The sequence below is a fragment of the Bacillus sp. AFS041924 genome, assembly GCF_002577195.1.
GTDB lineage: Bacteria > Bacillota > Bacilli > Bacillales > Bacillaceae_G > Gottfriedia.
Genome location: NZ_NULG01000045.1, coordinates 14,390 through 37,638 on the forward strand (window position 1 = coordinate 14,390; position 23,249 = coordinate 37,638).

Genomic DNA, 23,249 nt, shown 5'->3' on the forward strand with positions numbered 1-23,249 from the left:
CATTTCAAATAAATATACGAATTTTATAATTTTAACTATTCTTGAATAACTCTAAATTATCTAAACAATAAAAAAATTATCTTCAGTTTTTCATCAAATTATGGTAATTTAAATTATGCGCCTCTCAATGAGGAAAGAAAAAATATGAAAACGTTATCAATGTTGAGGATATGAGTTTTATTACCCTTATAAGATTAGAAGGTAGGATTTTCAACTTTACACCGCGCACCTTCCATGATTAGTATTAAAATAGGTAATTTAGACTGTGTTTTGCATAATGTTGTCATAGCAAGATTTACAACAAAAGAATAGATTAATACTCGGGTTTTTTAAAATTTATGTAGTCTTTTTCGTATTAGGAGAAATTTCAATTTATATAAAAAGAGGTGTATTCATGCAAAATACAAGCCGTAAAAATGATTTTACTGTTCAAAGTAACGCGCCTAAAAAAGAGCAATTGGAGAGAAAACTAAAGACTAGACATTTAACAATGATCGCAATGGGTGGTACGATTGGTACTGGATTATTTTTAGCGAGTGGAGCAACAATTCATGATGCAGGTCCAGGTGGAGCGCTTGCTGCTTATTTAATTGCTGGTATTATGGTTTATTTCCTAATGACAAGTTTAGCTGAAATGGCAACGTTAATTCCGATTTCTGGTTCATTTAGCACATATACTTCAAGATTTGTCGATCCAGCACTTGGTTTCGCTGTTGGTTGGAACTATTGGTATAACAATGCGATCATTTTAGCATTAGAGTTATCAGCTTCCGCATTAATTATGAAATATTGGTTCCCACACACACCAGGTATTATTTGGAGTGCTATATTCCTTATATTAATTTTTGGATTAAATGTATTATCTGTAAAAGGATATGGAGAATCTGAGTTTTGGTTTTCAATTATTAAAGTAGCTACAATTATTATTTTTATTGTAGTTGGATTATTAATGATTTTCGGTATTATGAGTGGTCATACTGGCGGATTTGAAAATTTCACTAAGGGAGAAGCACCGTTTAAAGGTGGTTTCATGTCAATATTTAGTGTATTTATGATTGTAGGTTTTGCTTTCCAAGGAACTGAAATGGTTGGGGTAACCGCAGGGGAAAGTGAAAACCCGGAAAAAAATATCCCGAAAGCAATCAAACAAATCTTCTGGCGTATTTTATTATTCTATGTACTTGCGATTTTCGTAATCGGCTGTTTAATAAGCTATACAGATCCTAACTTAATAGGTGCAGATCTTGATAAAATTGCGATTAGTCCATTCACATTAGTATTCAAACATGCAGGACTTGCGTTTGCTGCAGCGGCAATGAATACAGTTATTTTAACTTCAGTTTTATCAGCGGGTAATTCAAGTTTATACGTTGGTTCTCGTGTTTTATATGTATTAGCTGAAGAAGGTAAAGCTCCGAACTTCTTAAGAAAAGTAAACAAAGGTGGAGTTCCTGTAAGTGCATTAGTCGCTACGACTTTGATCGGTATGCTATGTTTCCTAACTTCATTATTTGGTGATGGAACAGTATATTCATGGTTATTAAATGCTGCAGGTTTAGCTGGGTATATTTCTTGGTTAGGTATTTCAGTTACACATTATCGTTTCCGTAAGGCGTATCTTGCGCAAGGTAGAAAGTTAAAGGATCTACCTTATTTAGCAAAATGGTTCCCACTTGGTCCAATTTTAGCGACAATCTTATGTTTAGTTGCAATGCTTGGAACGAATTATACAGCATTTATCGGGGACAAAATTGACTGGTACGGTATAGCAGTTTCCTATATTGGACTACCATTATTTATCCTTGGTTATCTTGGCTATAAAGTAACGAAGAAAACGAAAATGGTCAAATTGGAAGAGGCAGACTTCAGTAGAGAATTATAATCGCATATTAGAAATACTAAAAGCTCAATCTAAAATGATTGAGCTTTTTTTGCGTATTTTTTTTCAGTATTTTGGAAAATTAATAAAGTCAGAATGGAATTTTATGTTCGAAAGGAGACCGTTTTTATGAACAATTTAACAGAACTGGAATTAGAAAATCTTCGTCATATTATCGGAGGGCATAGTACAATCGCTAATAAATTAGAATCATATGCCGGAAATTGCTCTGATCCTGAATTAAGAGCATTATTGCAAAGAGATGCTCAATCAGCATTGCAATCTAGACAACAGCTTTTAAATTTTTTAGGATAAGGGGGCTATTATTATGTTTCAAGATAAAGATATGGTCAATGATTATTTAGCAGGGCTTAACGCTAGTTTAGCTGCTTATGCTGGTTATATTAACGAGTCTAACAATAACGAATTAAGACAAACTTTAATTCAATTACGCAATCAAGATGAAGCACGTCAGCGTACTTTGTACAATTATGCGCTTCAAAAAGGATTTTACAAGCCTGCTGCACCTGCATCAGAAGAAATCATACAGCAATTCAAGTCTGAATTGACTTCAAATCAGTAATAATAATAAAAAAGGCATTCGAGTCATCGAACGCCTTTTTTATTATTCATTTTTAAAGCCGTACCAAAAATTTCTCCATATATTTGAAATTCTTGGCTTCATCTTTTCAGCTCCATAATAAGATAGTTCAATAAAGATCCCATCAATTAAACAGTAAAAAGACATGACAAAATCTTCTACATTACCTACACGAATTTCCTCATTTTTAATCCCTTTATCGATCACTGATCTTAAAATTGTTGACATTGCTTCTTCAGATTCCATGAACTGAGTATGTAATTGTTCTTTTAAAGATTCAGGTGAAAAAAAGACTGCTCGATTTAGGAAAGTAGACTGTTCTTCAAACTCAATATAATATTCAAATGTTAAGTTAAGAATTTGATAAAGCTGTTCCTTTGCAGATAATCCACGAATTTCTCCCATTAGCTCTTCGACTTTTTTCACATGGAGCCATAAAATATTTTCATAAATGGTAAGAAAGATTTCTTCTTTACTTTTAAAATGATTATAAATTGATGGCTTTTGAATGCCAACTGCTTTTGCTATTTCAGTTAAACTTGTACCTTCATAGCCATTTTTGGAAAATAAGGCAAGTGCAGCTGCGATAATCTTATCCTTTGTCATTTTCATCCTCCGAAACTAACTGTTGTTAGCTAGATTATAAACTGGAATCACTGTTAAGTCTAAATATTGTTGAGATTTAATGCAAAAAAGCTCTGCATCAAGCTGACAGAGCTCTTGTTTTTCTAATTTTGAGAATATGCCTTTTGCTTAGAGTAAACAATTCTTCCATCACAAATCGTCATTAGAACGGAAGCATCTTTAATTTCTTCAGGATGAATCTCGAATAGATTTCGGTCTAATACAACAAGATCGGCAAGTTTTCCTTCTTCAATTGTACCAAGTTCATGCTCCCGAAATGTTCCAAAAGCAGGTCCAAAAGTATAGGATTTTAATGCATCAGAGTGAAATCCATTCTTTTGGATTATGGTATCGCAATTAAACAACAAATGGAGTGATTCCTACCGCATACAGTATTTCACTTGAATCATGTTATTACTTATTTTAGTAGGTTTTCTTTTTTAATTTGCAATGTAGCTAAACTAGCAAATTCATGAACAAGTGTTGCAGCTAAAAGTGATGTAATTTGAGTTGGGTCATATGATGGAAGTACTTCAACGATATCAAAGCCAATAAAATTGAAGTCAGTTAATGAACGAATCATCTTTAATGTCTCCATACTATTGTATCCGCCTACTTCTAAAGTTCCAGTTCCAGGGGCACAAGAAGGATCGACAAAATCAATATCAAAAGTTAAGAAACAAGGTGTATCACCAATTACTTCTTTCATTTCTTTTAAAATATCTTCAAAACCACGAGAATACATATCAGGTGTAGTAATAACGTTGTATCCAAGTTCATGGCTAGCATCGATATCTCCTGGATGATTCAACGTTCCTCGGATTCCTAATTGGAAAACTTTGTTAGGAATTAGAAGCCCTTCTTCATGAGCTCGAATAAAAGGAGAGCCGTGCCAATATTTTTCATCGTAATATGTATCCCATGTATCTGTATGCGAATCAAAATGTATCATCGCAACTGGACCATGCTTTTTAGCCGCGGCACGAAGGTTTGCTAATGTAATCGAGTGGTCGCCACCTAACCCAATTGGAATGATGTTGTTACTCATTAATTCAAACATTGCGTCCTCAATCAGTTTATAACTTCGATGAATATTATGAGGAATAACTGATACATCTCCAATATCAATTGCATTACTTTCGTCAAAAGGATATACCTTATGAATTGGGTGATACGGAAATAGAGTCATAGAAGCTTGTCGGATCGCTTGAGGAGCAAAACGTGCACCAACTCGGAATGAAGCAGCCGTATCAAAAGGCATACCAACAATTGCTAATTTTGCATTCTCTCTTGCAGAAGGTAATCTCATAAACGTTCCAGTTGTACAAAACTCAGGTTTTACATCAGGCGAAAGTGGATATTTCATAAAAATCATCTCCTAATTGATTATTAACTACCGGTAGTTAGTTTAATATGATTATAGTTCGTCAAATCTGAATAGTCAAACTATTTAGCGATTAATTTTTTAAGTGTCTGTTTATTATAATGCCAAAACCTTGAATTCACGGGATATACTGACCATTTCTGTAAATAATAAAATTGTTAAACAATAAATATAGGAGGGGTATTATGCCAAAAAATCAACAAGGGAAGCAGAATATAGGTTCAAATATGCAATCAGGAACTAATCCACAAAAAGTGAAGCAACAAATTCAAACTGATGTAGCAAATGGACAGGGAGCAATGACTTCCCGCGAGGCAGGCGCAATGCGAGATTAAAAAACCACTTTTTAGTGGTTTTTTTAGTGAGGTTGAAAAAAACATAGTCAATATTTAAAAACGGAGGGAAAAAGATCAATACAATTACATACACCAGAAAGGTTAATGAGTAAAGCGAGAAGATGAAGATAAGATACTCATAAGGGGTTCATGAGTAAGGAAAAAAGCAAAAATAAGAAAATTAGTAACTCATAAGAGGTTCATGAGTAAGGAAAAAAGCAAAAATAAGAAAAATATTAACTCATAAGGGGTTCATGAGTAAGGAAAAAAGCAAAAATAAGAAAAATATTAACTCATAAGGGGTCCATGAGTAAGGAAAAAAGCAAAAAAAAGAAATTACCTTACTCATAAGGAGTTCATGAGTAAATAAAAAGGCAAAAATATAAAAAATTGTTCCTCATTGGTATACGTTTTTGTAAAAGAAATTGATTGGAACGAACGAGTGCTTGACTCTTATGGGAGAGGCGGGAAGGCAAAGACCCCGCAGGCGCGCCGTGGAGGTTAGTTGTAGAATACATTCGCAATTAATAGGATTAAAGCTGATATAACAAAAAAGGCAATAATAAAATAACCTATAAATCGAATTGCTTTTGGCTTGTTATTTAAGTCATAACTATTCTTTTTCAATGGTGTAACACCTTCAATTTTTTGTAAATCTTCTATCGGTGAAAATACATTATGATCATCCACATACGCCTTGCTTTCAGCTGATTCTGTTTCATGAGTACTTTTCATAAAATTACACCTCTAATCTTAAGTTTTTTTAATGTTTTTAATTACTAAATTCCACGTAATTTAAATGAACCCTTTTTTATAATAAGCAGCTAGCTCATATTAGTAGTAGGTTTTTAATCAAATTCTAATAATAAGTTCTAACTTCCTTATTTAAAAAAGGATAGATGACAAGTAATCTAGAATAAATAAAGTACTATGACAAATTTTAGAGATGGAGTGAGGAAAATAAATAAATGGTAGATTAACTGTAGTTTAAATAATCGGAAAATTCTGTGTTTTTTCTAGATTCATATGCATCTACGATCACTATTCATTGATTTATTGAAAAAGTAGTTACTAGGGTCAACTGAATAATACTAAATTATTTTAAACGGGGGTACGAAAATGAGTTTTGGAAATGTTTTATCGTTAAACGCAAAAAGACACCCAGATAAATTAGCATTAGTCTATCAAGACCGTACATACACTTACATGGAATTCAATAAAATTGTTAATCGTTTTGCATGGGGGTTACAGAAACTAGGTTTAAAAAAGGGTGAAAAGTTAGCACTCATGATGGCAAATTCTGACTTGTTTGCGATTAGTTATTGTGCTGCTGTGAAAATAGGAGCGGTTGTAGTACCAATCAACTTCCGTCTTGTTTCACGTGAAGTTAAGTATATTTTAGAGCAGTCAGATAGTGTCATGGTTGTATGTGATTCAGAACAAGAAAAAGTTGTTTTAGATGCATCAAAATCCTCAACAAAAGTAAGAAATGTTATTACTGCTCCAGCAACGAATTCTTCAAATTGTTTAAACTTCTATGAAGTAATGTCATCAATTGATGAAGATCCACAGGTCGAGATTTCCGGAGATGACGACTTTCATTTATTATATACTTCAGGAACAACCGGGCAACCAAAAGGTGCGCTTTTTGACTATAAGCGAATAGAAAAGTTAATAAATGGATTGAGTGCGGTAATGGGGCAGAGCTGCCAGGATCGGCTTTTACATGTTGCTCCGTTATTTCATTGTGCTCAGCTCGTAATCTTTCTTTTACCTGGACTTTACTTAGGGATGACAAACGTTATCCATCGAGATTTTAACCCAGTTAATGTTTTAAAGGATATTGAAAAATATAAAATTACATTATTTTTTGGCGTTCCTACAATATATAACTACTTACAGCAAGTTCCAAATGCTGACCAATTTAACTTATCTTCAGTAAAAAGATGTGCATACGGTGCGGCTCCGATGCCACCTGAAATTCTAATGAAAAGCATGAAATTATTTAATACAAATCAATTCTTCAGTTTATGTGGTTTAACGGAAGGAGGCCCTACAGGTGTTTATCTTACTCCAGAGGACCATGAGCAACATTTAGGAAAAACTGGAAAGACACCGTTACTTTATACAGTTATTAAAGTAGTCAATAAACAAGATAAAGAAGTTTTACCAGGTGAAGTGGGTGAATTGATCTTAAAAGGTGAAACAATAATGAAGGAATATTATAAAAAACCGAAAGAAACAGCAGAAACAATTAAAGACGGATGGTTATATACAGGGGATTTAGCTGTAGTCGACGAGGATGGATATATCACGTTAGTTGATCGTAGTAAAGATATGCTTATCTCTGGTGGAGAAAATATTTATTCAGTCGAAATTGAAAACGTTTTATATGAACATAACTCTATTTTAGAAGCTGCAGTGATCGGTACACCTGATTCTAAATGGGGAGAGGTCGTAACAGCAATTGTCGTATTAAAACCGAATCATCGTTTATCAAACGAGGAGATTCAAGCATTTTGCCGTGAAAGAATGGCGGGATATAAGATTCCAAGAGTTGTTGATTTTATTGATCAACTTCCCCGAAATGCATCAGGGAAAGTTCAAAAGTTTATCTTACGAGAAATGTATTGTAGTGCTAAATCGAATTAGAAAACTATAAATAAGGGCTCAAACTTTTAAGAGAAAGTTTGAGCTTTTTTATGTGGCTCTAATAAAGGCCAGTTGTGTAAAGTGATGTAATCGTTTTTGCAATTTCTTCGATCGAGTCGTGCTGTTCATTTCGAACAATCTCCCATAAGTACATCTCATTTGTAAAAAACCATGCTCTTGCTACTACCTCGTGGTTTAGTTCTTTTCTTGCTAAGCCTCTTTCTTGTGCATACGCAACATCTATTGATATGCGATGAATAAACTTTTCACGAATCGTTTTCCATTTGTCTGATATGATGTCGGAAACTCCAATAGCTTGTTCAAAAATTTGCATCATATTTCGCTCATCTTCTGCCATTTTTAGAAAGGAAGTAGCTTGTTTATAAATAATTGATTCAGCGGATCCTTTCGTTTCTGGAAAAAAGTGAGTTTCAGCAATTTCATAAAATTTTTCCATAACGCTCTCCATTAACACAATCAAAAGTTCTTCTTTACCTTTAAAGTGAACATAAGCCGTTCCATATCCAATATCAGCTTTTTTTATCATTTGTGTAATAGTAGCCTTTTGAAAGCCTTCTTCAAGAAAAACTTCTTTTGCAGCTTCTAGAAGTTTTTGTCTTGTCATTAATGAACGTAATTGACGCTTAGATTCTACTTTGTCATTACTCATACTGCGATCCTCCAAGATAGATTACTTCTAGCATATAGGTAAATTTAAAAAAATGGAAGAAATGTGAGAAAAAACTGAACTTTATTAGTCAGTAATTATCACCTCTAATATTTGAATCATTTTTATTATCTGAAAATATGACATCGTGTCATTGACATTATGTCAGTTATTTTGATATGATTTTTTCATAAATAGATTTAAATAGTAGATTGATAGAGGAGGAGCAAAATGGATACGAAAGTTATAGAAAATACATTAGATTACGCAAAAAAAATGGACAATGTGGATTCACTTAGAAAGTTTAGAGATGAATTTTACTTAAAACCTGGTTCTATCTATATGGATGGTAATTCATTAGGACTTCTTTCTAAAAGGGCTGAGCGCACTTTACTGGAATCTTTAGATGATTGGAAGAATTACGGAATAGATGGTTGGACAAAGGGAAATCATCCTTGGTTTTTCATGGCCGAGAAATTAGGAGAAAAATTGGCTCCATTAGTAGGTGGTTCTTCTGATGAAGTAATTGTAACCGGTTCCACAACAGTTAACTTACATCAGTTAGTTGCTACATTTTTTCAACCAAATGGTAATCGAAAAAAGATTTTAGCAGATGAGCTTACATTCCCATCCGATATTTATGCTCTTCAAAGTCAACTTCGTATTCACGGATTAGATCCTGAACATGACCTAATTTGTGTAAAAAGTAGAGATGGACGCTATTTAGAAGAGGAAGATATTATTAATGCAATGACAGATGAAATCGCTTTGATTATTTTACCGACTGTATTATATCGCAGTGGTCAAATTTTAGATATGAAGCGTTTAACTGAAGAAGCTCATAAACGAGGAATTTTAATTGGTTTTGATGGCTGTCATTCAGTTGGATCAATTCCACATTCATTTAGTGAGTGGGATGTTGATTTTGCATATTGGTGTAATTATAAGCACTTAAATGGTGGACCTGGTGGAGTAGGTGGCTTATTTGTAAATCGTAAACATTTTGGAGTATTTCCTGGACTTGCAGGGTGGTTTAGTTCAAGAAAAGACAAGCAATTTGATATGGAGCACACTCTTACACCTGCCGAAACGGCTGGAGCCTATCAAATCGGTACACCACATGTATTAAGCTGTGCTCCATTAATGGGATCTTTGGAGATTTTTACTGAAGCTGGAATTGATGCGATTCGAGAAAAATCACTTCGTATTAATCAATTTTTAATGGATTGTATTGAACAAGAATTACCAGACATGGGATTTTTCATTGGATCTCCTAAAGAGGATGCACGCCGAGGAGGACATGTTAGTCTAGAGCATGAAGAAGCAGCACGTATTTGTAAGTCGTTGAAAGAAAACGGTATTATCCCTGACTTTAGAGCACCGAATATTATTCGTCTTGCACCAGTAGCACTTTACACTTCTTACGTGGAAGTTTGGGAAGTTGTTCAAACGCTTAAGAAGATCATGATTGAAAAGCAATATGAAAAATTTAAAAACGAACGTGAAGTTGTGGCATAAGATCAGTTGGCTATCTATGGGGACAAGGGGATGAGATCATGAAGAAATCCACCACTAATTATAAAATTGAAAATGAGCAAGAAAAAGGCTTAAAAAGGGAATTAAAAACAAGTCAACTTACGATGATTGCAATGGGGTGCGCAATTGGAACTGGGTTATTCCTTGGTAGCGGACTGGCTATAAAAACTGCGGGTCCAAGCGTATTACTAAGTTATGCGGTAGGTGCATTCATCGTTTTACTATTAATGGGATGCTTAGCTGAGATGACTGTTGCACATCCTACAAGTGGTTCGTTTGGAACAATTGCCGAAAAATATATTCATCCTATGGCTGGGTATCTTGTCAGATATTCATATTGGGTGGCACAAGTTCTTGCTGTTGGAGTAGAAGTAAGTGCAATTGCAGTCTATATGAAATATTGGTTTCCAACAGTACCTGGAATTGTTTGGATTACTTTTTTTGCAGCAGTTTTAATCTATATAAATGCTACAAGTGTTAATACATTTGCAACTTTTGAGTACTGGTTTTCAATGATTAAAGTAAGTGCAATTGTCGGTTTTATCCTACTAGGATCGTATGTTTTATTTGGGGCATCTAACCACGGGAATATTGGTGTAGAGAACCTTACAAATGACGGTGGATTTATGGCATTTGGTTGGTGGGGCATGTGGGTAGCCGTTTTCATTTCATTATTTAGTTTTCTAGGAACAGAAATGATAGCGGTTACAGCAGGTGAAGCAAAAGAACCAGATATTGCTGTTCCAAAAGCCCTAAAAGCAACGGTTTTCCGTTTATCGATTTTTTATGTATTAACGATTGGAATTATGTTGATTATCGTTCCATGGAAATCGGCAGGGGTAGATGAAAGTCCATTCGTAAAAGTTATGGAAATATTAAATATACCTTTTGCATCAGGCTTTATGAACTTTATTATTTTAACAGCAGCTTTGTCTGCAATGAATAGTCAATTGTACGCCTCAACTCGTATGGTGTATTCACTTTCAAAAAGTAATCATGCACCAAAAATTTTAGGAAAAGTAAGTAAAAAAGGGGTTCCTGTAAGTGCACTTTCGGTTTCAACGATCGGTATAATCGTTGCGGGAATCGTAAATGCAGTATTACCAGATTCATCATATGCATTTATGATGGGAATCTCAATGTTTGGGGCTATGTTTACTTGGATGACAATCTTTATTTCGCATCTATTTTTTAGAAGGAAATGGGAGATGTCAGGCGGTCGAAAATTACCAATAAAAATGATTGGTTTTCCTTATTTTACAATTCTAGGAGCAATTTTATTGTTAGGATTAACGATCACTTCATGGTTTACAGGTTTTAAAATTATGCTTCAGTTCGGAATACCATGGTTAATTGTATTATCTGTCGCATATTTATTTATTAATAAAAATCAGGATCATAAAATACAGCGAAATGATACTGATACTGTATTTAAAACAGGGGATAGATAATTTTTGAGGTTTGGTATATAAATGATAGGGGATGTCTCATAAGTCTAAACACTTGTGAGACATTTTTTTATTTAAATAAGTCAGAGTAGAAAGAAATAGAGGGGCAGAATCTCATAAAATACGAACAAATTATGGACTTTATTCATAAAACGGTGGTTAAATGTATTAATTCATTTATGGCAGCTGTTATCGTTTGAATGAGTATGAACTTAATTTTGAAAAATGCGAACATAAATTGAACAATATTGATAAAGTTGTTAACACCGTTGATATAATGCTAGAACTCGTTGATATAATGCCAATACCGGTTGATAAATTCGAGAATTAAACGAAATTAGTCCTCAATGACATTAAATTAGTATATATTTTTAAATGATGGTAATTTCTATTTATAATGTGGTTAAAGGGTAGAAGAAAATAGTCCAATATTCATTGAATAAACTAGAATGGAGTTGAAGAGTCATTATTAATAAAGTAGAACTTCAAAATTTATCAATTGCTTATAAGGATCAAGGTAAGGGGAAGACAATCGTTTTAATTCATGGTTTTATGGGGAGTCATGCATATTGGGAAAAAGTAGTTCCAAAGTTGGCAGAGGATTATCGAGTAATAGCAATCGATTTACCAGGACATGGTGACTCTACCTCTATAAAAGAAGAGCATTCAATTGAAGATTATGCAGATGTATTGAAAGAGCTACTTGATCAATTAAACATTAGCCAAGTAACGATGTTTGGACACTCGTTAGGAGGCTATATTACACTTGCGTTTGCAAAAAGATACTCTAACTATTTAAATGGTTTTTCTTTAATACACTCTACTGCATATCCAGATAGTGAAGAGGCAAAAAAGGGTAGAGTAGCAACTATTGAGAAAGTTAATAACGAAGGAGTAAAAAATATTGTTGATGGATTAATACCTAAACTTTTCTCTCCAAAAAATGTACAAAATAATATTTCAGAAATAGAATTAGCAAAGAAAATCGGTTATAAAACTTCAGTCGATGGCACAGTTAAAGCACTTATAAGCATGAAGGACAGACCTGATCGAAATCACATACTTAATGATACAAATTTACCTGTACTTTTATTGGCTGGAAAAGATGATCAAATCATACCGCCAGAAAAAACTTTTTCAGTCAAAAAAGAAAATATTAAAACTACTACTTTAAACAGTGCGGGGCATATGAGCATGTATGAGTCACCTGAGGAGCTAGTTAACGAAATGAAGGATTATTTAAGTTCGTTTTAATGGCAGAAAATTTGATCTATGGAATTTAAAAGATTTAATAAGGCTTTGATTCAAGTAATAGATCTTGATGAAAAAGTCTTTTTTTGTTCAATCAATTTTTAATAAACGTGGTAAATTAAGGTATAGTCCTGTTAAGATTAATTATATAAATTACATAATGAAATAGTAAATAAAACATAATCCGTGAGTATTTGGAGGTGTATGAATGTATCGTATTGGACTGATCGGGCCAGAGTGGTCTTTAGAACGAATTTTAAGTTTTTCTAAAGAATATGAAAAGGAGTTTGTATTTTTACCGTTTGCATATGATGATCCGGTGGAAACGAAAGAAATTGTAAAGAAGCATGATCGAGATGTTGATGTTTGGCTTTTTTCAGGACAATTACCTTATAATATTGCAACAAAAATCATTCATTCCAATGATAAGCTGTTGTATATTCCACATACAGAATCTACTGTTTATAAAAGTCTGTTAAATATTATGTATCTTACAGATAAATTAATTACGCAATTAAGCGTTGATATGCCCATGTATTCGAATCTATTAGAAGATGCTTTAGTGCAGTTGAATAAGCCATTTGATCATCTTTATATAAAAAAGTTTGATGAAGAAGCTATTCATTTCGAGGAAATATTACAATTTCACCTTGAATTATGGGAAGCAAATAAAACTGAAGGTGTTTTGACTAATTTTCCATCTGTTTTTCAGGAATTAAAAAAACGTGAAGTTCCAGTCGAATGGATCTCAACTAGTAGAGTTGATATTCAGCAAACTTTAAAACTTCTAACGGAGAAAGTAAAAGGCCTTTATTTTAAAGATTCTCAAATTGGAGTAGAGTTGGTTGAAATAGAAAATTTCGAGGGTATTATAAAAAAAGCTAAATCTCCTTATCATTTACAGCATATCGAGCTTCGTATAAAGGATGTACTTCTAACACTATGTGAACAATTAAATGGTTCTCTAATTGAAAAGGGATATGGGAAATATTTGATTTATAGTTCTAGAGGTGCAATTGAACGGGAGATTAATATGTTAGAGAATACGATGGAGCAGTTATCGCTAGAAGCAGATTCTAAGGTTTCTGTAGGTATTGGATATGGTGAAACCGTTTTTTCTGCAGAGAAAAATGCGATTGAATCAATTCAACAGTCTAAAGAGACGAAAAATCGTAAAATAATAATTGTCCAAGAGAATGGCGAAATTATCGAATCAATTGGAAGTGAAGAAGAAATCTCATATGCTTATAGAACAAATGACCAAGAACTTTTGCAAAAGCTTAAATTAGGGAATATTAGTGTAAAGACATTTCATAAAATTGAAAACCTTATTAAGAGAATGGATTGGAATGATTTTACAACAAAGAATTTAGCTGAGCAGCTTAATATGACAGAACGAAATGCTAGACGCATTGTAGCAGATTTATGTGAAGTAGAATTACTAGAATGCATTGGTGAGGAATCTTTATCATACCGTGGGAGACCAAGTAAAATATATCGTTTCAAATAAACATTTCAAATTGAAGTGTTTATTTTTTTGGATTAAATATTATTAATATTTAGAATTATTAATAAAAAGTGTTGTAGAAATCGCTTTCAAGTAATAAAATCAACATATAAGGAAAAAGACCTTAAATATTCCTTAAATATATTTTGATGATTCGTGGAGGTGCTTCAATGAAGTATGATCTTTTATCTGAATTAAACTTAGATGCATTAGTAGGTTCGATTAACAATGAAGTAATTGGATGGAGAAGGTATTTACACGAAAATCCGGAACTATCCTTCCAGGAAGAAAGGACTGCTCAATTCGTGTATGACAAGCTAAATTCATTTGGAGGTTTAGAAATTTCTAGACCAACTAAAACTAGTATTGTTGCTAGATTAATAGGAAGTCATTCAGGGAAAGTACTTGCAATTCGAGCAGATATGGATGCACTTCCAATACAGGAAGAAAATGAAATTGAATTTAGTTCTAAAAAGGATGGCATAATGCATGCATGTGGGCATGATGGGCACACTGCGATGCTATTAGGAACTGCGAAACTCCTTTGTAGTTTTAAAGAAAAGATAAAAGGTGAGATTCGATTTATTTTCCAACATGCTGAAGAATTACCACCTGGTGGTGCAATTGAGATGGTAAATGCAGGAGTGCTTGATGGAGTTGATTTGATTATCGGAGCACATTTAACGAGTAATTTGGAAACCGGAAAAATTGGTTTAAATTATGGCCCTATTATGGCAGGTGCAGATATGTTTAAACTAACAATCTTTGGTGAAGGTGGCCATGCATCTCAGCCGAATCAAACAATTGATCCAATTCTGATTGGAACTGAAGTTGTTACAAACTTACAGCATATCGTATCAAGGAAGATTGATCCAATCGATACTGCGGTCATATCAGTTACACAATTTAATGGAGGTACAGCAGTAAACGTTATCCCAAATTTTGTTACAATTGGTGGTTCAGTTCGGAGCTTTAAACCTGAAATTCGAAATAATATACCAAAGTTGATCGAACAAATTGTAAAGGGTATCACCGATGCTCATGGTGCAAAATACGAGATTGAATACCATTACGGATACTCACCGGTCATTAATGATGAGGTAGTAACTAGTTTAATAGATAAAACTGTTTGTGAACTATTTGGAGAAGAAAATCGTGAATTAATTAAACCAATAATGGGAAGTGAGGATTTTTCAGCATTCCTTCTTGAAGCTCCTGGGAGTTACTTTTTTGTAGGTGCAAGAAATGAGTCAAAAGGAATAGTGTATCCACACCATCATCCGAAATTTAATATCGATGAGAGAGCTTTGAAAGATGGAATAAAGATATTTGTTCAAGGAGCTATTAACATTTTAAATCATTAAAATTAAGGAGAGTAGAGTATGAAAAAAATCTATTTACTTGGTTTTATCCCGATTATTGGTTTTGTAATAGGAGCGTTGTTTTCGAATAAGGTTACTCCTTACGTACTTGGTATGCCTTTTTTCCATTTCTCAATTGTACTATGGTCATTTCTTACTACTGCATTTTTAGGTTTAATTTATCTTTTTGATCCTGCGAATAAAGAGGAGGAATTGTAATGAATACTGGAACATTATTTATATTCTTATTTTTCGCTGTTTCTATCATTATTGGCATATGGTCAAAAAAAGGTAAAGAAATGAACTTAGAACAATGGTCTGTTGGTGGCCGCGGAATGGGAACGCTTTTCATCTTCTTATTATCAGCCGGCGAAATGTATACAACCTTTACCTTTTTAGGTGCAAGTGGCTCAGCATATGGTGAAGGTGGTTCAATTTTTAGTATCGTTTCATATGGATGTATTGCATCAATCATATCTTACTGGGCTTTTCCCGAAATTTGGAAATACTCCAAAAAGCATAAACTAATTTCTCAGTCAGATTTTATGGCAAAGAAATATGACAGCCCGATTCTAGGGGTACTTGTTGCTATAGTTGGAATCGTCGCTTTATTTTGTTACTTAGTTTTGCAATTTAAAGGATTAGGCTATATCGTTGAGATAACATCTTATGGAGTAATATCTTCAAAAATGGCTATTTTATTTGGCGCGATAGGTGTTACTATATTCGTCATGCTATCTGGTATTCATGGTTCTGCTTGGACATCTGTTTTAAAGGATATTTTAATTCTTGCCATCATTCTATTTTTAGGTATCTATTTACCGATTCATTTTTATGGCGGTATTAAGCCAATGTATCAGGCTATTGAACAAGCAAAGCCTAACTTTACGATTCTACCAGAATATGGTATGAATTTAACTTGGTATATTTCAACTATTATTTTAAGTGGAATTGGAATGTATATGTGGCCACATTCATTCCCGCCAATTTTTGCAGCGAAAAATGCAAAGGTTTTAAGAAAGAACGCAATCATCATGCCATTGTATCAGTTAATATTACTATTTGCTTTTTTCGTAGGCTTTGCAGCAATCTTACAAATTAAAGGGATACAAGGTAGTGATAGTGACAAAATATTATTACTTCTTTCCAAAAAGACTTTTGATCCTTGGTTTGTAGGTTTAATAGGGGGTACAGGGGTATTAGCTGCTTTAGTACCTGCTTCTATGATTCTAATGGTAATATCCACGTTATTTGTTAAAAATATTTATCAAGTAGTGGTTCCTTCTAATTCTGAAATACATATGACCAAACGAATAAAATTAATTGTTCCTTTTATTACGCTAGTAGGTTTATATTTTACATTTAAAGGTGGTAGTTCTCTATTTAGTATTGCAATTGTGGCATATAATTTTATAACACAGCTTGCTCCACCATTTTTCTTAAGTTTAATGAAAAAGAACTTTGTAACCAAACATGGCGCTATTACTGGAATTATTTTTGGTGGGGTTATTGTTTCAATTTTTGATTTAGGCGAAAAGACATTTGCTCAAGCTTTTCCACATCTTCCACAACTAGTGAAAGACTTAAATGTAGGCATTATTGCACTAATTATTAATGCGATTGTTATGGTGGTTGTTAGTCTTATTACAAATAATAGCATGTCAACAAATAAGAAGATTGATCGCTTAGTTGAACAATAAGTCAGAAAAAAACGTCGGTTCTAAAAGATCCGACGTTTCTATTATTCTATTAAGTTGGTTATTGAATGTCTAAATCCTTCAAAATATTCTCCAAAGTTTCACCCTTAACTATCTTTTTACCTTTTGGAACATCTTTGACATCAGGATTTGGAGTTAAATAATTCTTTTGAACAAAGCTCATATCCTTCGTGTCAACAATTCCATCGAAATTGATATCTGCTGCACGCTTGTTCGTACCCCAATATGTTTTAATATAATCTGCATCTAAGACATCAATTACATTATCGTTATTAACATCCCCACCCATAACTAGTGCATACAAAATATAAGATAAGCGACCAACAGTATCGCCATTCGTAATGTCATATAAATCATTAACTGTCACATGTCGGTCGAAATGGCCTGGGATTTTGACGGTTAAATCATACTCTTCATTTGAAGCAGGAAGATTTTTAACAAAGTAGCGTGCACTGCTGTTAAATTCTCCTGTATAAGTTTTACCACTTTTTGAAACTAATTTTAATGTCATGCCAGCTTTCGAAAAATCTTTATTGTAGTCTAACCATATACCATCTAAGAATCCATCAGCAAGGATTCCACCTTCAAGCTGAGAGTATGTTGGAACGACATTGATCCCTTGACCAAATCCTTGAATTGTTGCAGGTGCTTGATTTAAAGAAAAAGCTGTAGATTTTGTAATGTCAATAGTTTGAATCCACTTAATATAGTTAGTAGGTTTTTCCTTTACTTTAAATTTAATATCGATTAAAGGTATAGAAGTTTGGATTGGTTGTATTGAATCACCTGTTAATTGAGTATTTATGGTGATTTTACTTGTAGTTTGTTCGATTATTTTAAGATCAGTATTTAAGCCATGTGACTTAGCATAAGCAGTGAAATCTTTATTTACCGATACATTTGTGATGTCATATGTCGTAGAAGGGAATGTTAATGTAAATTCTCCACCTGTTAAATCTTTAATATTATGTGTACTAAGTGATAGCGTTACATTTTCACCATACTTCACATCATTTTTGTTAGCTACTAGTTTCGCATATGGAAGTCCTTTTTTAACAAGCGTGTATGAGAAATTAGGATGATCTTGCATACCGTTTTGTGCATAGTCACGTGCGTCTAGTGTGAACTTTGTTACATCTTTACCATCTAAAAGACTAGTCTTAAATTCAAAGTCTCCATTTTTTTCAATTGCTAAAGGTGTTGAAGAGTATTTTGTTTTATTTATTAAGTTAACCATGTTAGAAGACTGATCCCATTTAAATCCGTTTTGATTCATAATATCTACTTGTTGGTCATATATGTTACCTTTTACAGTCATACCATCTCCAGTTACTTCATATACGCCACCCGGATGTTGCATTTTTACGACTGGGTTTGTATTTTCGATGTAAAATGTATCAGACTTTTTAAATGTTTTACCTGCTCTGTTAGTAGCAATTAATTCAATTTCATATTTTCCTGGAGGTGCAAGCCTTTTTGAGTAAGATATTGGATGATCCTTATGACCTGTAAATGCGCTATATAATCCATTAAATCCGTATTCAGTGAAAAAAAGAGTATCCTCCGTGAAAAGTCCTTCGTATGCATCAACTAGGCCAAGTGCTTGTCCAGTTTTCGCATCTTTTAACACAAAATCTACTGTTTCCATTGAACTATTAAGTGAAAATTCAATTCCAGTTCCATAAGGGAAACTATTATTTAAGTCACGTCGTGTTGTGAAGGCGTCCTCAAAGGCATTAATTGTATTGATGCCTTCTTGTAAATGCTTGAATCCAAATGGTAATTGGTAAACTTCGTCAGGATTACTATTATTTGATATATAAATATAACCTTCGTAGTTACCAAATTCTGCAGTAGCAGGAATATGAATTGTTGGTTTGATTTTTATCGTTTTGTTCGCATTAATAGTAACCGTATTAGGAACATCTAGCGTAATATTGTTAGCTAAAGCATCTTTAGCTCCTTTTACATTTTGATTAAACTTAACTTGGACAGTAAATGTTTTCTTTTTGTTACTAGTATTTGAAATAGAAACTACTCGAGAGTCAGTTTTTGCTTTGTCTACAGTAACTTGTGGTCCAAAGCTTAATGCTCCTGTAACATCAGGTATTGATACATCTTTACCATCTTTTGTGCTGATCGTTTTATCTAGTACTTTAATATGTACGTCAGAGTGAACTGCTTCATATACATCAATTCTTCCTGCACCAACTTCAAATACACTGTACTCCTTTTGTAATCTATCTGCTGTATTCATTAATGCAGCTTTTACATCTTCTGGTTTATATTCTGGATGCTCTTGTAAAAGTAGAGCTGTGGCTCCAGCAACGTGAGGAGTAGCCATCGATGTTCCAGATGCACTCAAATATGCATTCGTATAGTCAGTAAGATGTTCTGGTCCGTTTTCATAAGCTGGTACGCTTGAGAAAACAGCAACTCCTGGTGCAGTAACTTCTGGTTTAATATCATATAGTCTGTTTGAAGGACCACGTGAACTAAAATCAGCCAATGTATCTCCGTTAGTTTTCATTTCACCGATTGAGTTTAAAGTAAATGTCGTATTACCTTGATTTACTTTTTCTACAACTTTTATTCCTTGGTCATTTGTAAGAGTAAATGAAGGGATAAAGTCAAAGCCGTTTCCAAGGTAATGAGGAATTTGGCCTTCTGTTGGATTATTATTATAAATTAATACTGCTTTTGCTCCGTGTTTCTTTGCAAGCATTACTTTTTCATTTAAGCTAAGTACTCCACGCTCAATTAATGCAATTTTTCCATTTACATCTTTGCCATTATAATCGTTTTCTCTATTTCCTAAGCCGACAAAAACGATTGGCAGTGATAGGTTTTTCAAAGTATTTAAGTCATCATCATAGCTCTTTGCGAGAAGTTTTAAATTTGACAATGAAAGATTTTCATTTGAACTAACCGTACCAGTAGCAGTTGGGATCGTCATCGAAAAATCACTCGCGCCAACTGTTATTGCTAGCGGGGAAGTACCAGGTGAACCAAGTGAATACAAATCACTTCCAGAGTTACCAGCTGCGATAACAGCAGTCGTTCCAGCTAAAGCAGCATTATTTATTGCGATTGCATTTGGATCTAGAGGATCATTATAATTTGATCCTAATGATAGATTAATAACATCCATCCCATCTGCTACAGCTTTTTCGATTCCAGCAATTATATTACTTGTGTAACCCGAACCGTATGGACCAAGCACTTTATATGCATATAGGTCAACTCCAGGTGCTACTCCCGTAACTGCATAATCGGTTTTATTTTTACCTTGACCAGCAATCGTTCCAGAGACATGAGTCCCATGAGAAGTATAGTAAGTAGATCCACCTAATGGATTGATTTCAGGTTCTCCGGATTTTTTCCAATCGTCGTATGTTGTTTCCATTGGGTCGGTGTCGTTATTTACGAAATCATATCCGCCTCTATAAACACCTTTTAAATCAGGATGATGATAATCAATTCCTGTATCGAGTACAGCAACTTTAACACCTTTTCCAGTAATCCCTTCTTCATGAAGTTTTGTTGCACCGATATTATCAGCACTATCTACTGCAGGAGAATGACCACTTGACCCAGATGTTTGAATATCTGTAGGAGATGGATCTATTTTGATGACTTTATCTTCAAATACCGCTTTTACTTCATCCATGGCAAGAATAGTATGTACTTCATTAGCTGGAACAGTCATTGCTACTCCATTAAATGCTTGGCGATACTCTTTACGAATTTGAATAGTTGAAATGGCTTTTTTTGCTTGTCCGATTTTATTTTTAAACTGTTGATGCGACTTTTCTACTTTATTTTTAGCATCCTCTAGAGAGACAGCAATACCGTTTTCTTCGTTTTTCTGTACATCCGTTTTAGCCGGATCCTGTGCAAATTGAACGATGATGCCAACAGGTTTATTACTAGTCGTATCGAGCTTAGGTGATAAATATTTATCTTGTTCTGCTGTTTCAACATTGCTATGAACTCGATTGCGATCCTCTTTTGTTAAATGTTTTAAATATTGCTCAACGTTTGATACACCACTCTGAGAAGTAGAATCAACCGAAGCAAAAGTGTGACTAGAAAATAGCAAACTAGCTGCTATAAAACTAGTAGAAACAACCTTGAGTGGCATGACTAAATTACTCTTCAAATACAATACACCCTTTCAAATTAATCTTAAGGAATTAACCTTATATTCTGATTATTAGGAATATTTAACAATCAGTCAATTGGGTTATTTTTACCTTATTAAATCAACGTTTTTACCGCTCAAGAATTAAACTCTCTCTAATTTCTTAAAAAAATTATTCAAAAACATCAGTAAATATAATAAAAAAATGTATTTTGAGTTTTTAAACGTTTCCTAAATATTGATTGAAATAAGAAATTTTTAACATTAAATGATACTTCAAACTTAAAAATGGTAATAAATAGCATAATTTATCACTGTGCGGATTTAATTACTAGAGAGTTGAATTTGTAATTGGAGAAACAAAAAAACGAAAAATGGCATATCGTTAAGCCGAAATAAAGGATGAAATAAAAAAGCAATATTTTATCAAGTTTCACAAAACCAACTTTATTATAAGAAAGTGCCAATGTTAAATAGTGTAAATCATATCCTTGTAATAATGTAAGTACGTAAATGATCAAGAAACAAAAAAATGATAACAAAATAAAGATAAATAGTTCTTTCATTCGTAAAACTCCTTTTTATGAGTATTATGAGGAATTTGATGTAATTTTACTCAGATAAAATTGCTTAGCGAATAAGAACCTATGTTAAAAATCCTAAAGTGATACATTCAACTCTTTAGGATTTTTTTTGGAAGTCGAAGTATTAAATTATGTTAAGAAAGTATTGATAAACTATAACTTTATAATTTTTAAGTGAAGAAAACGATAAGAATACTAATCATTATATTTCTTAAAACGAGTAGAAATTTGTATTTAAACGGGATTTAATAAAGTAAACTGTAGAGAATGAAATTTATTAGTTTACTCTCAGTAAAATAAATAACCATTCATCTAACTAAAAAAATCTAACTGAATGAAATTTAAGTGAAAGTCATTTGAACTCAGGAATAAAATTACTTTTAAATTTATTTAGTAGATTAGCCGTTTCTAAACAAGTACATATTCATAGATTAAAAAGTGGATAAGTATTATTTGGGAGGTATCTTTTTGGACGCTTTTTTTAGTGATTTAGTAAAAAAAGTAATTGCAAATTACCCTTTAGAAGTTAAACAAAAATCTTTAGAATTCATTGATGAAAAAAAAGCTGAGTGGCCCATTGATACAAATATCGGCGAAGTTTTTTTGAAGAAAGTTATAATTAATGAAATATATATTGAATTTATGATATATGTAGTCGACTATCTAAGAGATAATGGCGTATTTACACCTGAGGTATTAACAACAAAAATGGGTGAAGGTTTTGTTAAATATAAAGATGATTATTTTATGTTATTTGAAGCAGTTAATGGTAGAATTCCAGATTTTGAGAGTGAGGAAGATCTTAACATCATTATGAACGGGATTGCAACATTTCATAAGGCTTCAAAAGGAATGGAAATCACGCATGAACAATTTTCAACATTACAAACAGATTGGAAAAATGATTTAAAAAATAAATTTCTAAAATTAACAAAATGGAAAGACGAAAAAGCTAAAGCTAAACATCAAAATGAAGTCGATAAACTGTTTTTAAAGAATATAAATCAAATTTTAATGCAATGTGAGAAAGCTCTTACCATAATCGAAAACTATTCAATTGCTGAATTAGGAGAAGAAAAAGAGAGCGACAAAACAATTTCCTATCAGAAATTTGATGAAAGAAATCTTACAATAGGAGAAGACGCCAATTTATATTTCCTTGATATGAGTTCATTAAAATTAGAATTACCAGTTCATGATCTAAGAAGAATTTTAAATATGGTAATGAATAAAGAAAAAACTTGGAATGTAAAATTAATGATGAAAATGATTATCGCATATCAAGAAGTAAACCCGTTAACATGTTTGCAGCTCCGGTTTCTTAAAGCTGATCTATTGTTTCCTCATTTATTTTATGTGGTATTTTCGGAATATTATCATAACGATGGGATAATTACTATTAATGCAAGTCAATTTTCACAAATGAAAAAAGTAATTACATTAGAATTAAGTAAAGAAAAAGCAATTTCATCCTTATTTGGACAAAAAAATGAAGCAATTAAAGATTAATTCCGCTATAGATTCATTAAAAAAGCTCAAATCCTTATAATTGATGGAT

The 23,249-nt window shown here is 32.9% G+C and carries 19 protein-coding genes; 13 read left to right on the plus strand and 6 right to left on the minus strand.

The features are described from left to right. Positions 1–394: 394 nt before the first annotated feature. The 3 genes from COC46_RS13285 (at position 395) to COC46_RS13295 (ending at position 2,462) form a co-directional block, all read left to right on the plus strand. The gene (locus COC46_RS13285) at positions 395–1,882 is read left to right on the plus strand and encodes an amino acid permease (protein WP_098810191.1); all 1,488 of its coding nucleotides are present in this window, start codon (positions 395–397) and stop codon (positions 1,880–1,882) included. A gap of 126 nt (positions 1,883–2,008) precedes the next feature. Then, the gene (locus tag COC46_RS13290) at positions 2,009–2,194 is read left to right on the plus strand and encodes a hypothetical protein (protein ID WP_098810192.1); all 186 of its coding nucleotides are present in this window, start codon (positions 2,009–2,011) and stop codon (positions 2,192–2,194) included. 13 nt (positions 2,195–2,207) lie between these two features. Continuing rightward, positions 2,208–2,462 carry a spore coat protein gene (locus COC46_RS13295; RefSeq protein WP_098810193.1) on the plus strand — a complete coding sequence of 85 codons (255 nt, stop codon included), beginning with the start codon at positions 2,208–2,210 and terminating at the stop codon, positions 2,460–2,462. A 42-nt stretch (positions 2,463–2,504) separates the two neighbouring features. Here the strand turns inward: COC46_RS13295 and COC46_RS13300 are convergent, their stop codons facing one another. The 3 genes from COC46_RS13300 to speB form a co-directional block, all read right to left on the minus strand. Beyond that, positions 2,505–3,086, minus strand: a complete 582-nt coding sequence (locus COC46_RS13300) for a TetR/AcrR family transcriptional regulator (protein WP_176545144.1) — start codon at positions 3,084–3,086, stop codon at positions 2,505–2,507. Between the two features lie 122 nt (positions 3,087–3,208). Next, the gene (locus COC46_RS13305) at positions 3,209–3,469 is read right to left on the minus strand and encodes an amidohydrolase family protein (protein ID WP_255294900.1); all 261 of its coding nucleotides are present in this window, start codon (positions 3,467–3,469) and stop codon (positions 3,209–3,211) included. A 53-nt stretch (positions 3,470–3,522) separates the two neighbouring features. Next, on the minus strand, positions 3,523–4,470 hold the full coding sequence (gene speB / locus COC46_RS13310; RefSeq protein ID WP_098810196.1) for an agmatinase: 948 nt from the start codon (positions 4,468–4,470) through the stop codon (positions 3,523–3,525). 203 nt (positions 4,471–4,673) lie between these two features. Here speB and COC46_RS22210 point away from each other — a divergent pair, with 203 nt between their 5' ends. Next, positions 4,674–4,823 (plus strand): hypothetical protein, encoded by a 150-nt coding sequence (locus COC46_RS22210; protein WP_176545145.1) that lies wholly within the window; start codon positions 4,674–4,676, stop codon positions 4,821–4,823. Between the two features lie 501 nt (positions 4,824–5,324). Here the strand turns inward: COC46_RS22210 and COC46_RS13315 are convergent. Continuing rightward, positions 5,325–5,558, minus strand: coding sequence for a hypothetical protein (locus COC46_RS13315; RefSeq protein WP_098810197.1), 234 nt, complete (start codon positions 5,556–5,558; stop codon positions 5,325–5,327). A 384-nt stretch (positions 5,559–5,942) separates the two neighbouring features. On the opposite strand from COC46_RS13315, the gene COC46_RS13320 reads away from it, so the two are divergent. Next, positions 5,943–7,475 carry a long-chain-fatty-acid--CoA ligase gene (locus COC46_RS13320; protein WP_098810198.1) on the plus strand — a complete coding sequence of 511 codons (1,533 nt, stop codon included), beginning with the start codon at positions 5,943–5,945 and terminating at the stop codon, positions 7,473–7,475. A gap of 58 nt (positions 7,476–7,533) precedes the next feature. Here the strand turns inward: COC46_RS13320 and COC46_RS13325 are convergent, their stop codons facing one another. Next, the gene (locus tag COC46_RS13325; protein ID WP_098810199.1) at positions 7,534–8,145 is read right to left on the minus strand and encodes a TetR/AcrR family transcriptional regulator; all 612 of its coding nucleotides are present in this window, start codon (positions 8,143–8,145) and stop codon (positions 7,534–7,536) included. A 228-nt stretch (positions 8,146–8,373) separates the two neighbouring features. Between COC46_RS13325 and kynU the strand changes: the two genes are divergently transcribed. From kynU to COC46_RS13360, 7 genes are all read left to right on the plus strand, one after another. After that, positions 8,374–9,660, plus strand: a complete 1,287-nt coding sequence (gene kynU / locus COC46_RS13330) for a kynureninase (protein ID WP_098810200.1) — start codon at positions 8,374–8,376, stop codon at positions 9,658–9,660. Positions 9,661–9,698: 38 nt separating this feature from the next. After that, a complete protein-coding gene (locus COC46_RS13335) occupies positions 9,699–11,129 on the plus strand; it encodes an amino acid permease (protein ID WP_098810201.1) in 1,431 nt (476 codons plus the stop codon). A 495-nt stretch (positions 11,130–11,624) separates the two neighbouring features. Beyond that, positions 11,625–12,380: an alpha/beta fold hydrolase gene (locus tag COC46_RS13340; RefSeq protein WP_369700055.1), complete on the plus strand. Its 756-nt coding sequence runs from the start codon at positions 11,625–11,627 to the stop codon at positions 12,378–12,380. A 205-nt stretch (positions 12,381–12,585) separates the two neighbouring features. Further along, on the plus strand, positions 12,586–13,887 hold the full coding sequence (locus COC46_RS13345; RefSeq protein WP_098810203.1) for a hypothetical protein: 1,302 nt from the start codon (positions 12,586–12,588) through the stop codon (positions 13,885–13,887). A gap of 167 nt (positions 13,888–14,054) precedes the next feature. After that, entirely contained in the window at positions 14,055–15,248 is a 1,194-nt protein-coding gene (locus COC46_RS13350; protein ID WP_098810204.1) for a M20 family metallopeptidase, read from the plus strand. 18 nt (positions 15,249–15,266) lie between these two features. Beyond that, the gene (locus COC46_RS13355; RefSeq protein ID WP_098810205.1) at positions 15,267–15,464 is read left to right on the plus strand and encodes a DUF3311 domain-containing protein; all 198 of its coding nucleotides are present in this window, start codon (positions 15,267–15,269) and stop codon (positions 15,462–15,464) included. Further along, the gene (locus tag COC46_RS13360; protein WP_098810206.1) at positions 15,464–16,945 is read left to right on the plus strand and encodes a sodium:solute symporter family protein; all 1,482 of its coding nucleotides are present in this window, start codon (positions 15,464–15,466) and stop codon (positions 16,943–16,945) included. Before COC46_RS13355 ends, COC46_RS13360 begins: the two co-directional genes overlap by 1 nt. Before the next feature lie 58 nt (positions 16,946–17,003). On the opposite strand, the gene COC46_RS13365 is transcribed toward COC46_RS13360, so the two are convergent. Further along, positions 17,004–21,125, minus strand: coding sequence for a S8 family serine peptidase (locus COC46_RS13365; protein WP_141550902.1), 4,122 nt, complete (start codon positions 21,123–21,125; stop codon positions 17,004–17,006). A gap of 1,034 nt (positions 21,126–22,159) precedes the next feature. Between COC46_RS13365 and COC46_RS13370 the strand changes: the two genes are divergently transcribed. After that, positions 22,160–23,200 (plus strand): CotS family spore coat protein, encoded by a 1,041-nt coding sequence (locus tag COC46_RS13370; RefSeq protein ID WP_176545146.1) that lies wholly within the window; start codon positions 22,160–22,162, stop codon positions 23,198–23,200. Positions 23,201–23,249 lie beyond the last annotated feature (49 nt).

Bases quoted from the DNA above. Each gene is read 5' to 3' on its own strand.
- COC46_RS13315 (WP_098810197.1), bottom strand. From the start codon at position 5,558: ATGAAAAGTACTCATGAAACAGAATCAGCTGAAAGCAAGGCGTATGTG.
- COC46_RS13295 (WP_098810193.1), top strand. From the start codon at position 2,208: ATGTTTCAAGATAAAGATATGGTCAATGATTATTTAGCAGGGCTTAAC.
- COC46_RS13290 (WP_098810192.1), top strand. From the start codon at position 2,009: ATGAACAATTTAACAGAACTGGAATTAGAAAATCTTCGTCATATTATC.
- COC46_RS13320 (WP_098810198.1), top strand. From the start codon at position 5,943: ATGAGTTTTGGAAATGTTTTATCGTTAAACGCAAAAAGACACCCAGAT.
- COC46_RS13300 (WP_176545144.1), bottom strand. From the start codon at position 3,086: ATGACAAAGGATAAGATTATCGCAGCTGCACTTGCCTTATTTTCCAAA.
- COC46_RS13285 (WP_098810191.1), top strand. From the start codon at position 395: ATGCAAAATACAAGCCGTAAAAATGATTTTACTGTTCAAAGTAACGCG.
- COC46_RS22210 (WP_176545145.1), top strand. From the start codon at position 4,674: ATGCCAAAAAATCAACAAGGGAAGCAGAATATAGGTTCAAATATGCAA.
- COC46_RS13360 (WP_098810206.1), top strand. From the start codon at position 15,464: ATGAATACTGGAACATTATTTATATTCTTATTTTTCGCTGTTTCTATC.
- COC46_RS13325 (WP_098810199.1), bottom strand. From the start codon at position 8,145: ATGAGTAATGACAAAGTAGAATCTAAGCGTCAATTACGTTCATTAATG.
- COC46_RS13350 (WP_098810204.1), top strand. From the start codon at position 14,055: ATGAAGTATGATCTTTTATCTGAATTAAACTTAGATGCATTAGTAGGT.
- kynU (WP_098810200.1), top strand. From the start codon at position 8,374: ATGGATACGAAAGTTATAGAAAATACATTAGATTACGCAAAAAAAATG.
- COC46_RS13335 (WP_098810201.1), top strand. From the start codon at position 9,699: ATGAAGAAATCCACCACTAATTATAAAATTGAAAATGAGCAAGAAAAA.
- speB (WP_098810196.1), bottom strand. From the start codon at position 4,470: ATGAAATATCCACTTTCGCCTGATGTAAAACCTGAGTTTTGTACAACT.
- COC46_RS13355 (WP_098810205.1), top strand. From the start codon at position 15,267: ATGAAAAAAATCTATTTACTTGGTTTTATCCCGATTATTGGTTTTGTA.
- COC46_RS13345 (WP_098810203.1), top strand. From the start codon at position 12,586: ATGTATCGTATTGGACTGATCGGGCCAGAGTGGTCTTTAGAACGAATT.